Raw genomic sequence first — 12,470 nt, 5'->3', positions numbered from 1 at the left:
GTTCCCCTTATTGCCCTGGTCATCCCGTTGTTCCTGACTCTACGCAGCCTCGGGCTTCTGAACACGTTTACGGGACTGATCCTCACCCAGACCGGTTTCTTGCTTCCTTTCACTATTTGGCTTCTGCGCGCTTATTTCGAGTCTTTGCCGACCGATATGGAAGAGGCAGCGCGTATTGACGGATGCACGCGGTTAGGCACCTTTTTCCGCATTGTCCTGCCCCTTTCCGCGCCGGGCCTGTCAGCCACCTTTGTCATCACCTTCCTGCTCACCTGGAATGAATTGCTGATTCCCATTACGCTCGGGACAAGCGAGGGGGTACAAACACTCCCCGTGCTCCTGAGTTCGTTCATTAGCGATTTCAGCCTCCAGTACTCGATCATCAACGCCACCGCCTTCCTGGCTCTTACGCCTACGGTTATTTTGGCCTTGTTGCTCCAAAAGTACTTGGTGGCGGGGTTGACGGCGGGAGCGGTTAAAGGATAGGACCCAGGGGGTGGATTTTAAAAAAGCCCCGGGGGAAAGGGTACCATGAATTCAATGCTTCAGGCTGTATTTCTTGGCCATGATAAAATCGCCGTGCAGGAAGCGCCAATTCCGGAGCCGGGCTTGGGAGAAGTTTTATTAAAAACGAGATATTGTGGCCTCTGCGGTTCCGACAAGCGCCTCTTCCACAAGGGAACGCAAAATACCCCGGGCCATGAATTGACGGGCATCGTGGTTAAGAACGGACCCGGAGCGAACAGACGCCTCGGTGAGCGGGTGGCCCTCTATATTCATCACTACTGCGGGCAGTGCCGTTTCTGCAACGTCGGCGAGACGAACCGCTGCATCAATGTGCTCGGAGGACAGGTTGGTTTTAATCGGCCCGGCGGATATGCGCAGTATTTGACAGCTCCCGCCTCCTGCCTCATCCCTCTGCCCGAAGATATTTCCGATAGCGAAGGCGTCCTGATCCTCGACACGATCGGCACCGTTACGTATGGAATCCAGTATGGCCTGCGAACCCTCAACTCCCAAGCCCAATCCGGGAAGGCCGCCATCGTCGGTCTGGGCCCGTTGGGGTTGGGGAGTCTCCTTATCCTGTCAAGTCTCGGCTTTGACCACAACGTGCATGTCTATGACCCGGCCCCGACCCGAATGCAGGCAGCCCTGTCCTGGGATGCAAAAGAAATAGATGTGCCGAATATTCCGGAGCAGGGAGGGTTTACGGTCGTCGTCGAGGCCACCGGCAATCAATCCGGACGTGACATGGCCTTAGATCTGGTTGAAGCCGGTGGATGCGTCGTCTTGTTTGGCCAGAGTCCGCAGCCTTGGACTATTCCTGTGAATATCAGGTGGCGCCGCAAGGATTTCACTCTGGCGCATCCGTTTTATTTTCCGATCGGCATGGCGAAGGAATTTATGGCGCTGTTCCGAACCAAGGCTGATCAGTATCGAGAAATGATGCATCCGGTTGTTCCGCTCGAAAAATTGGAAGAAACCTTCAGTGCGTATTGCGAAGGGAAGACCTTGAAACCATTGGTAAAGCCAAATCCGGATTGAAATTTAGACCGGCAACACCGATTTAAAAGTCTTTAAAAAGGTTCAGGAGAAACCACTAAATATGGCCCGGGTGATCTTAAAAAATGTCCGTAGGACCTACGGAAAGGTTGTGGCGGTGGATGATTTTTCCCTGACCGTTCAGGACCGGGAATTTATGGTTTTTGTCGGGCCCAGCGGCTGCGGCAAGACGACTACCTTACGGATGATCGCCGGTCTGGAGGAAATCACCGACGGAGAAATTTATATTGGAGAACGCTTAGTCAACCAGGTGTCCCCCAAAGAGAGGGACGTGGCCATGGTTTTCCAGAACTATGCCCTCTATCCGCACATGACGGTCTTTGATAATATGGCCTTTGGATTGAAGCTGAAAAAGGTGCCCGGGCATGAGATCCAGGCCCGGGTGGTCAAGACGGCCGAGATCCTGGGGATTGCCGAATTCTTAAAGAGGAAACCCCGGGAGTTATCCGGGGGCCAACGACAACGGGTGGCCCTGGGCCGGGCCATTGTCCGCACGCCGCAGGTCTATCTTTTTGACGAGCCCCTTTCCAACCTGGATGCCAAGCTGAGGATCCAGATGCGCCTGGAATTGAAAAAATTGCATGAGAACATGCAGACCACCAGTATCTATGTGACCCACGATCAGATCGAGGCCATGACTATGGGGGATCGCATCGTGGTCATGAAAGACGGCCTGATACAACAAGTAGGAGAGCCGCTGGAACTCTATTTCCAGCCGGCCAATCGCTTCGTGGCCAGTTTTATCGGTTCTCCGACCATGAATTTTATACCCGTTCATATCAGCGGAAGAGGCAGCCGGTTGCTGATTGAGTCCGCAGGATTGTCCCTGACCGTTCCCCCGGGAAGGACCCAGGCCTTGACTCCTTATGTCGGGAAAGACATCATCTTGGGGGTTCGGCCCGAAGATCTTTCAGCGGCCGATTCGTTGGAAGAAAAGGGGACCCTTCAGGCTGTTGTCCTGGTGGTCCAGCCGGTTGGGAGCCACATTTTTCTCGACGTTACTGTCGGTGGTCACAATCTCCTGGCCTCCGTGGATGCCCGGACCCGGGCTAAGCCCCATCAGGAAATTACCTTAAAAGCCAACCTGGAGAATCTCCATTTCTTTGATCCGGAAACAGAATTGGCCATCCGGTAGGCGCCCTTTTTTAAGGTACAAGGTGTGAGGCGAAGGGTTAATCTTTCCTTCCAAAGCCTCTTTCCTGGAAATGGTTACCTGGATGTAATTCGGAAAACGAAACGAGGACATCTATCTTGAAAAGCTTTTTCACCCGTCCCCATGGGTTGTCTACGGTGTCGAAATTTTTCTGGCCGTTGCCGTTATTGTGGTTGGAAAGCTATGGCTCAAGGTGAAGGTCTCCGAATCATAAGGCCATGAGTTTATTGACCGGAATTTTGGCGGGTCTTTTCGGCGGCCTCTTGGGGATCGGCGGCGGATTCGTCATGATTCCTTTGATGGGCGGTCTGTTAGAGGTCGGCCAGCACCGGGCCCACGGTACCAGCCTGGCCGCCATGGTCTTCGTGGGGATCGTCGGGGCGCTTTCCGGTTTCTTAGAATGGCCTCAGGCCACAAGGGTTTAGATGGAGAAGCCTAAAAAAAGCCGTGCGACCGGTCATACCCTTTGGGTGCCATCTGTCTTTCTGGAACCTGTTATTGCAAGATTTTCAACCCCCCCATAACCAAATAATCTTGCCAAGATGTAAATATATAAATGTAAAATTTATAAATTGCTCGACCCCTTAAAAACCTTGTTTTTGAACCGCAATACCCCGGTGGAGCAGGTCCTTGATTTTTTCCTCCGGATAGCCTAAAGCCGTTAATACTTCTTGGGTGTGCTCACCGAGCACCGGGGCGGCCCCGGGCTTGATTTTTTTCTGGCCCTCGATCTTGAACGGACTGTCCACGGTCCTGAAAGGTCCGTACCGGGGATGATCGACCTCGGTAAAGACCTTTGTGGCCGCCATTTGCGGGTCGCCGGCGATCTCTTCGTAATTACGTATAGAGGTGAAGGGGATGTCATGTTCCGACAGAACTTTGTCCCAGTAGGCCAGATCGTGCCGACCGAAAGCTTCATCAAAAAGGGCAATCAGCTCGGACATGTGCTTGACGCGAACGTCGACGGTGGCAAACCGGGGGTCATCGATCAGGTCCGGCCGCCCCACGGCTCGGCAGAAGGGTTCCCAATCTTTTTTCTGATCGTTGATATTGAGCTTCAAGGGTCGTCCATCCCTGGCCAGGTAGTATATGAAGGTAAAATTGTATGATTGTTCCCGGGGCACCCGTTCCAGGAAGCGGGCCCCGCAAAGTTGTCCCTGAATCATGTTCGAATTGGCCCAGGCCCCGCAGGCCAGCAAGGAGGTAGAGACCTTGGTGCCCTGACCGGTTTTTTCCCGGGCATAAAGGGCGAACATGATGGCCGTAAGGAGCGTCATGCCGCTGGGGTGGTCCCCGGCCCCATAGGGAATGGGACCTAACCAGTCATTCATGGGGAATATCTGTCCTTCGATACCCGACCGCGACCAATAACAGACCATATCGTAACCGGGTTTGTCCGCCTCAGGCCCTTGCTCGCCGTAACCGGAGCCATAACCGTAAATCAGTCTGGGATTTAAGGGCTGGAAATCTTCGTAGGTCATCTTTAAATTTTTTAGCGCCTTTGATCGGTAGCTGGTCAGAAAGACATCGGCCGTAGCGACCATCTTCCCCAGGATCTCCCGGCCCTCTTCTTTTTTGAGGTCCAACACAATACTCTTTTTGTTCCGATTGTCCACCTGGAAGACGTAGGGAACCGGGCTTTCGGGCATGCCGGGGAGCAGATGTCCGTAGCGGTGGATATCCCCACCACCCGGTGCTTCCACTTTGATGACCTCGGCCCCGAAATCGGCCATAATAGCCGCGGCTGAGGGGACAAAAACCATGGTCGCCGCTTCGATTACGCGAATTCCTTTGAGAAGCTTTGGCGTGTCCGACATACCCTGATCTCCTTCCTTTCACTTGAACCCTTGAATCCTCGCCCCCTTTTTCCCCCAAAATATAACACAGGAAAGGAAGGGATCAAAGAGTAAAAAAGAAATGGGATTGACATTGATTTTTCTATATGCTTTATCTTTATATATTGTTCGTCTCTAAATGAGAAGGCTGAAAGATACCTGGAGGAAATAGATGAAATTGTTCGAACCCCTGACCATTAACGGAATGAAACTGAAGAACCGGATCATCATGCCGGCCATGCAACTGCGCCTGGGGCTGGCCAACCGGAGGGCCCGGGCTTTTTATCTGGAGCGGGCCAGGGGCGGTGTTGGGGCCATCATTATGTGCGCCACTTCGGTCGATTTATTTATCGATGATGGGGCCTGGGGGCGACCGGACGGGGTGTGTCTGTTCGTGGAGCGGATGCGGACCTTTACGGACGAGATCCGGCAGGCCGGGTCCAGGATCGGCATCCAGCTCTGGCACGGCAACCAGTGGCCTGCCGGTAGCGGCGAGACGATTGCCGGGGCGGAACAGGTGGCCCCCTCGGCCATAGACGACAGGCGGGCCCTGACCATTCCTGAAATCGAATCGATCATCCAGAAGTTCGCCCGGGCGGCAGAAACGGCCCAGTCGGCCGGATTCGATTTTGTGGAGATCCACGGTGCCCATGGCTATCTGGTCTGCCAATTCTTTTCAGGGGCGGACAACCGGCGCACGGACCAATATGGCGGGGACCTGGAAGGCCGGATGCGTTTCGGTCTGGCCCTTGTCCAGGCCATACGTCAGTCTGTGGGAGGAAAATTCCCCATCCTTTATCGGTTGGGGGCGGAGGAAAAGCGACCAAACGGTATCACCCTCCGCCAAAGCCGGGTGTTTGCCGCCCGGTTGCAGAAAGCCGGGGTCGATGCCTTCGATATCTCCATCGGGCTTCCCAGGGGTCGCAGTGCTTCCCCCGGCCCCAAGGCCAAAATGGGTACTTTTGTCCCCTTAGCCGAAGCGATCAAAAAGGAGGTAACTGTCCCGGTCATGGCCGTGGGACGCATCAACCGGCCTGAAGTGGCCGAGGCTATATTGACCCAGAGTCGGGCCGATCTGGTTGGTATTGCCCGGCAAATGGTCGCCGATCCCCAGTGGCCCCAAAAGGTCTTGGAGGGACGAAGCGAAGACATCGTGCCTTGTACTTCCTGCAATAGCTGTTTCCGGCCCATGATGGGCATCAAATGGAAGCCGGGGGATGCCATTTGTAAAGTCAATCCCCGGGCCGGGAAAGAAGGGGATTAGTGGCGATCTTTTCTGTCAGTTTTTTTATTTAGCGATAGAAGTGGCTATGTTCGGACTATTGGGGTTAACGTCTAACGTTCTTTCCTTAGGCAAAATTACCAAGTCCATGTCTTCCAAAGGGATCACTCCAAGGAGTACTTGATCTCCCATGACCAGCGCCCCGGCAAACCCGACACGGTTTTTGAATCGGATTAATAGGGGGCCCACATAAGGGACTAACTTCTTCCCTCCATCGGCAAGTGTAACCTCTTTCTTATCTATTTCCTCAAGTTTCAGTTGAATCCGGACATGCTCCGGGATACATAAGTGTACCGACCCGGAATCGACTAAAGACTCAACCTTGAGGGGCTGAAGAGTCGGCTCTCTTGGGTTTTCGAGGGTTATCTCTGCCATAACCAATCCCATGATGAGTTCCTTTCTTTCGTTAGGGTATTATATGAAATTTTCTATGGTTTAGGGAAAGTTGTCAAGTTCATTCTTTATCAATAAAAACTTGACTTTTTAGAAAATAATTTGATAGTTTAATATTATTTAATCTAAAATTTATTTTATTGCCAACCATTAACCAGTGGAGGGCTGTTAGAAACAGACGAACCCCATATCTCGATAGAGAAGTGGGGTTTTTTTATAGCCTGGCCATAGTCCCATGGATAGTCTATGAATGGAGATCTTAAGACGTCGAAAGCGAAACGATCCACGGCGGAATTGGCCAAGGACCCGATATCCATCCGAATTTTACAGGAGACCTTGCACGAATTAGGGCAAAAATACATATCCTTACTCGAACATTCCAGGCAGGGGATTATGCTTTTTCAAAAAGATCCCCCTTCCCCGGTCTGGGCCAATGCAGCCATGGCCAAACACCTCGGCCTAGGTTTCAGACCCATAAAATTTTTTCCCCTTCAAACCCTAAAAATTTTATTACACCCAGAGGACCGCCAAGTTTTCTTCGACCACTACCGCGATTGCCTCAAAGGAAAGCCCGTCCCTTTAAACCACCCGATTCGCGCCACCAAGAAGGACCGGACCCCTATTTGGCTGGAATACTCCTTTGTTCGGGTCGGGCATCTGGGGCACCCGGCGGCCTTAGGGATCTTTATGGATCTTACCGAGCGGAAACATCTGGAAGAGGGCTTACAGGCCTCGCAGAAAGAATTAAACCGGCGGCTTGAAGAACAAGATTCCGAACTAAGTGCCGCTCTTAACGAATCGAAGAAAAACGAGGAAGAATTAAAACTCAAGCAAGAAGAGCTGACTAAGATCAGCCAGGAGCTTTGGGAGACCAATAAGGCCATAACCGTCCTGGCCCGCAATATCGATAAAACCAGGGAAGAAACGGAACGGAAAGTGGCCGTAACCATCGGCACAAAAATAATACCTCTGGTTGAAAACCTTAAAAAAGAAAAGATGCTTGAAAAGCATCGGGCCGAATTGGAAGTCCTTTCTGTTCATTTAAAGGATTTACTATCGGAAAACGAAAAGGAGGCAACAACAGCCAACACCCTCGGTCTTCTCAGCCCTATCGAATTACGGATAGCCGCCCTGATTAAAAACGGCCTGGCCAGCAAGGATATTACCAGCGAGCTGAACATTTCCATAGAAACGGTCAAAACCCACCGGAGAAACATCCGGAAAAAACTGCAACTTCATGATGCAGATACAAACCTGTCTACTTTCCTCAGATCGAAGGCCTTCTGAGAGAGAAGCCTCGGTGAAAGTGGGTATTGGATATACCCATTTTATCCCCCCCAGAATCACCCTTGATCAATTTCAGAAATAAGTAATAATGGTCCTTCAGGAGGGACCCTTGAAGAGCGATAGAAGAAAATATAACCGATATGTGCCTCCAAACAACACCTTTGCCGCCCTGGGCCCAAACTTCACCACGGTGGGAAGGGTAAGGGAAATCAGCCTGGGAGGAGTAGGGTTGGAGTATATCACCGACCGGAGCCTAACAGGAAATCCAGCACAAGTAGATATCTTCCTGTCCGAAAATGGATTTCACCTTTCGAAAATTCCATGCCGGGTGGTCTATGATCTGCACCTTTCGCCTCCCCCCCCCGATGAGGAAGCGCCATTCATTACCAAAAAATGCGGTTTGGCCTTTGGACCTCTTTTAGAAAATCAGACTTCGCAATTAAAAGATTTTCTGGAAACCAAAACTTTGGGGTTGTCAGTTTAAACTATTCAGCGTTCTCAGGGATGGTGAATTAAATTCTGTGATGTAAAATAATTCAAAAGGAGGAAAGATCATGAAAAAAATGGTAATCGTTTTTTGTTGTTTGGTCTTAAGTTTGATGGCTGCACAGGCTTTTGCCGGAAAAGGGGGAGGTAAAACGGTTTGTACCACTATTCAAGACGGGGTAATTACTTATTCTGCTGGCCATTATTTATTCCCACAATTAATTCCAACCGGATATGATCCATATGGTTATAATTATCAGGCTCATATGTTCTCAGGATCGTATGCTAACGTATACCTTGGTGGAGGGGGATTCCCGCCGTACAACGGAGATACCCAAGCTTATTTAAATGCCCTTACACCAGCCCAGCAGACTTACCTCCTCGATCCTACAAAAGGATGGTATTGGCCTTATAGAGATATTCAATTGACAATGAAATGGAATGATGCCTGGATCTCCAATACGGATTGTGATGGTGATGGAAAACTTGACCGCCACTATGGCTATATCGGTTATATCGGTTCAGGTGCCTGGGAAACCAACCATATGAGTGATGCCTATAATGATAATGGAAAGGAGTGTCATTGGGTTGATTTTGTCAAAATAGTTGCCGCCCCTGCTGATGCCACAAAAAGTGGTGGCATATGGTATACCGCTAGTGGTGCGGAAATCGGACCGGACATTTGGGGAGAGTTCGCTACCATTCAAGAGGTTTATAATGATCCCTGCGGAGGCTATAATGGAATTTTTTATGGAAGCCCTGCAGGCCCGGGTTTTGGAAAATACTAAACATAAAACAACTAATTGATAAAAAAGGCAGGATTAGATTTAATCCTGCCTTTTTGTTTCGAACTGCAATCTATCAAATTCGTTCCTAAGATCGATGGTTTTCCGGGAAAGAAGCTATCGAGTAAAGTGGGTATTTGGGCATACCCATTTTATCCCCCCCAAAATCACCCTTGATTAATTTCGGAAATTAATAATAAAATATTATCAAGAGGAACCCTTAGAAAATCAACTCTCCCAATTAACCCTTTTTCTTAAAACCAAGATATTGGGGTTATCGATTTAATAGGATGCGGAAAAATTTTTAGCTTTTAACCATTCAGTGGACAAAAGGAATATTGAATGGCTGCGGTCCTGATGCTCTATTCATGGGCGTGTTCCCTTCGATTGGGACACCTGATCGAGGGCAAAGACTTTCTCATCTTCATTTCCCAGGCCAAAGAACTCCCCTTTTTAAAATCACCTAAAGTCCTTTATTCCTTACAATCCTTTTTAAACCCCTGGTTAAGGTGGTGAGGAGGAAAAAATGAAAGCACGAATATTTAATATCATTGGCTTTGCTTTGCTTTTTATTTTGACGGCCTTCGGAATGGGGCCTGTTCATGCCCAGGGGCCTACGCTGATCTTCACCGGATACCAGGGGGATGCCAATGTCTGGATCGGCTCTGATAACGGCCAGAACCACGAGGTAATAACCCTGCAACAACAGGATTTGATCCAGCCCCAACCCGCAGGCACCGGTTTAGCTCAAGAAACTCAGAACAAGACGATCTATCAATATTCCGCACCTAACAGCCCCTGTGTTGCAGCCATAGCCCGAACCAACCGGAACCCGGTTCAATACCAGGCCAATCCTCTTAGCTGGGATTTTTCAATCCATTTTGAGGTGGACGTCAATAACTCTCCGCAAGTTTGTGAGACAAGATCCCATGCAAACCTCAACGGAACCTATACCGCCCAATTAGCGGTTCCAGCAAATACGTCGACTCTCAAAATCGAATATGCCCAAACTAAAGGGGTCGTCAATGGGAGTACCGGTGATATTATCCTGACCATCCTGGACAGTTCAAACCAAGTGGTCTTATTGCAACAGGGACCGACTTCTGGAATTGATTTGAAAGAATCGAACGTCACTCCACCACCGGGCGGGGAAACCTATACCATCACCGTCCAGGGGGTTGGAATATCCGACACAAGCACTGCAGGCTCCCCGGCTTCTATACTTCTTGGCACCCGACTGAAACTGACTTTGGGTCCGACCTCTCCCGGGCCCCCGCAGGCGTTCATGTACGTGACGAACGAAAACGATGACACCGTTCGAGTCATCGACACAGCGACAAACAGTCTCGTGGCCACCGTGAATGTGGGAGATCAACCTGAGGGCATCGCAGTGACCCCGGAGGGATCGCGGGCCTACGTCGCCAACTATGGGAGCGGCACGGTTTCGGTGATTAACATGCTTACCAATCCACCAGCCGTGACCACGATCCTGGTGGGTGGCCATCCGCATGGCTTGGCCATTTCCCCAAACGGGGCGCAAGCCTATGTCACAGATCGTTTCGTCGGTATCGTCTCGGTGATCGATACAACGAGCAATACGGTGGTGGGAACCGTGTCCGTGGGAGTGGGCCCATACCAAGTGGCCTTTACTCCCGATGGATCACGCGCCTACGTCACTAATTTATCCAGCAATACTGTGTCGGTGATCGATACGGCCACCCGGACGGTTACGACTACCGTACCCGTGGGGGCCGGCCCGACAGGAGTGGCGGTGACACCGGACGGATCCCGTGTTTACGTTGCGAACAATCAAAGCGGCACCTTGTCAATTATCTCGACAGCATCCAATACCGTAATAGGAACGGTGACCGTGGGGGTTTTGGGCGATCCCTATATGGTGGCGATCACTCCGGACGGGAGGCATGTCTACGTCGCCAACTATAATAGCGGCAACGTGGCCGTCGTCGCAACGGAGATGAACGCAGTGACCACGATTCCCGTCGGAAGACTGCCCTTTGGTGTGGCTCTGACCACGGACGGGACGCGAGCCTACATTACAAACATATGTGGAAGTACTCCGGGCCAGTGCTCCGAAGGTACGGTGTCTGTCATCGATACATCGTTAAATTCGGTGATCACAACGCTGACCGGAATATCAGTAGCCGGGTTAAAATTTATAGCCATACAACCCCCTGTCATTGGATCGCCGGCGGCCACCAGCCTGACCGTTTCCAACGCCACCGGACCTTATGGGGGAACCACTGCCCTTTCAGCCACTCTGACCTCAGGCGGTTCAGACGTCGGCGGTAAAACCATCAATTTCTATCTCAACGGGAATTCTGTTGGAACCGCCACGACCGACAGCGGCGGTCTGGCTACCTTGAATGCAGTCAGCCTGGCCGGGATTAACGCGGGTGTCTATCCGGGAGGTGTCAGCGCCAGCTTTTCTGGAGATCCCAGCTACAATGGCAGTACCGGCAGCGCCCAACTGATCGTTAGCCAGGTCAACACTAACTTGACGGTAAGTCCGGCTTCGGGGGCTTATGGAGGAACGACCACTCTCTCGGCCACCTTGACCTCAGGCGGTTCAGGTCTCGGGAATAAAATGATTAATTTTGCTTTAAACGGCACACCTGCTGGGGGGGCCAACACCGATAGCAATGGCCTGGCCACCTTGACCGGCGTCAGTTTAAGCGGCATCAATACCGGCACCTATTCGAACGGGGTCACCGCGACTTTTCCCGGAGATTCCATCTACGGCGCCAGCAGTGGCAGCGCTCAACTCACTGTTATTCATGTTAATGGCGCCCCGAATCTTAACCAGATTGGAAACCAGATTATTAACGAAGGGCAAACTCTGACCTTTACGGTTAATGGTTCCGACTCGGATGGAGATCCTTTGATTTTCTCAGCAGCGAACCTACCAGATGGGGCCGGCTTCAACCCTTCCATAAGAATCTTCTCCTGGACGCCGGGCTACTCACAGGCAGGGACATATCCGGGGGTCCGTTTTGAAGTCTCTGATGGAAGTTTGACGGACTTTGAGGATATCACGATCACAGTAAACAATGTCAACCGGCCTCCTGTTCTAAATACTATCGGCACCCAGTCGGTCAATGAAGGAAGCACGTTAACATTCACTGTCGGCGGTTCCGATCCTGATGGGGACAATCTGACTTTTGAAGCCAGCAACCTGCCTCAGGGTGCGACTTTTGATCCGGCCACACAAGTATTTTTTTGGATCCCAGGTTATGGCCAGGCGGGAAGTTATCAGAATGTTCTTTTCAAGGTAACAGATAATGGGTCTCCTTTGTTATCTGCATCGGAAGCCATTACTGTCATCGTCGGAAACGTTAATCAACCGCCGGTGCTTGCTTCTATTGGGCCGAAATCAGGCAAGGAAAATGAGTTGCTCACCTTTGCGGTCTCGGCCACCGATCCGGATGGAGATGGACTGACCTATACCGCCTCCAATCTGCCAGCCGGAGCCACCTTTGATCCGTCGACCCAAATACTTAACTGGACCCCGGGCTATGATCAGTCCGGCAATTACAGTGTGCTGTTCACGGTTACCGACAACGGGGCACCTCCTCAAAGTGATTCTGAAACGGTCACGATCACTGTCGGCAATGTCAACCGGCCTCCTGTCCTGAACCCAATCGGCAGCCGGTCGGTCGGGGAAGGGG

12 protein-coding genes are annotated in these 12,470 nt (G+C 51.2%); 10 read left to right on the top strand and 2 right to left on the bottom strand.

The window, feature by feature from the left end; genetic code table 11:
* The 4 genes from HY879_10770 to HY879_10755 all read left to right on the top strand — a co-directional run.
* The coding region (locus HY879_10770; GenBank protein MBI5603829.1) for a carbohydrate ABC transporter permease at nt 1-486 on the top strand (486 nt) is incomplete at its 5' end.
* Between the two features lie 45 nt (nt 487-531).
* Nucleotides 532-1,545: an alcohol dehydrogenase catalytic domain-containing protein gene (locus tag HY879_10765; GenBank protein ID MBI5603828.1), complete on the top strand. Its 1,014-nt coding sequence runs from the start codon at nt 532-534 to the stop codon at nt 1,543-1,545.
* Between the two features lie 61 nt (nt 1,546-1,606).
* Nucleotides 1,607-2,698 (top strand): sn-glycerol-3-phosphate ABC transporter ATP-binding protein UgpC, encoded by a 1,092-nt coding sequence (gene ugpC / locus HY879_10760; GenBank protein MBI5603827.1) that lies wholly within the window; start codon nt 1,607-1,609, stop codon nt 2,696-2,698.
* A 236-nt stretch (nt 2,699-2,934) separates the two neighbouring features.
* A complete protein-coding gene (locus HY879_10755; GenBank protein ID MBI5603826.1) occupies nt 2,935-3,141 on the top strand; it encodes a TSUP family transporter in 207 nt (68 codons plus the stop codon).
* 159 nt (nt 3,142-3,300) lie between these two features.
* Here the strand turns inward: HY879_10755 and HY879_10750 are convergent, their stop codons facing one another.
* Nucleotides 3,301-4,533 carry a CoA transferase gene (locus HY879_10750; GenBank protein ID MBI5603825.1) on the bottom strand — a complete coding sequence of 411 codons (1,233 nt, stop codon included), beginning with the start codon at nt 4,531-4,533 and terminating at the stop codon, nt 3,301-3,303.
* A 190-nt stretch (nt 4,534-4,723) separates the two neighbouring features.
* Here HY879_10750 and HY879_10745 point away from each other — a divergent pair, with 190 nt between their 5' ends.
* Entirely contained in the window at nt 4,724-5,815 is a 1,092-nt protein-coding gene (locus tag HY879_10745) for an NADH:flavin oxidoreductase (GenBank protein MBI5603824.1), read from the top strand.
* 24 nt (nt 5,816-5,839) lie between these two features.
* Here the strand turns inward: HY879_10745 and HY879_10740 are convergent, their stop codons facing one another.
* Nucleotides 5,840-6,220 (bottom strand): clan AA aspartic protease, encoded by a 381-nt coding sequence (locus HY879_10740; GenBank protein ID MBI5603823.1) that lies wholly within the window; start codon nt 6,218-6,220, stop codon nt 5,840-5,842.
* A gap of 252 nt (nt 6,221-6,472) precedes the next feature.
* Between HY879_10740 and HY879_10735 the strand changes: the two genes are divergently transcribed.
* From HY879_10735 to HY879_10715, 5 genes are all read left to right on the top strand, one after another.
* Entirely contained in the window at nt 6,473-7,513 is a 1,041-nt protein-coding gene (locus HY879_10735) for a hypothetical protein (GenBank protein MBI5603822.1), read from the top strand.
* Nucleotides 7,514-7,622: 109 nt separating this feature from the next.
* Complete coding sequence (locus HY879_10730; protein ID MBI5603821.1) at nt 7,623-7,997, top strand: PilZ domain-containing protein; 375 nt, start codon at nt 7,623-7,625, stop codon at nt 7,995-7,997.
* Between the two features lie 70 nt (nt 7,998-8,067).
* On the top strand, nt 8,068-8,787 hold the full coding sequence (locus HY879_10725; protein ID MBI5603820.1) for a hypothetical protein: 720 nt from the start codon (nt 8,068-8,070) through the stop codon (nt 8,785-8,787).
* Nucleotides 8,788-9,126: 339 nt separating this feature from the next.
* Entirely contained in the window at nt 9,127-9,300 is a 174-nt protein-coding gene (locus HY879_10720; protein ID MBI5603819.1) for a hypothetical protein, read from the top strand.
* Between the two features lie 10 nt (nt 9,301-9,310).
* The coding region (locus tag HY879_10715; GenBank protein MBI5603818.1) for a beta-propeller fold lactonase family protein at nt 9,311-12,470 on the top strand (3,160 nt) is incomplete at its 3' end.

It is taken from the genome of Deltaproteobacteria bacterium (assembly GCA_016219225.1).
Classification (GTDB): domain Bacteria; phylum Desulfobacterota; class RBG-13-43-22; order RBG-13-43-22; family RBG-13-43-22; genus RBG-13-43-22.
The sequence above is the reverse complement of the archived record's forward strand: the minus strand, read 5'-3'. Positions and strand labels throughout refer to the sequence as shown.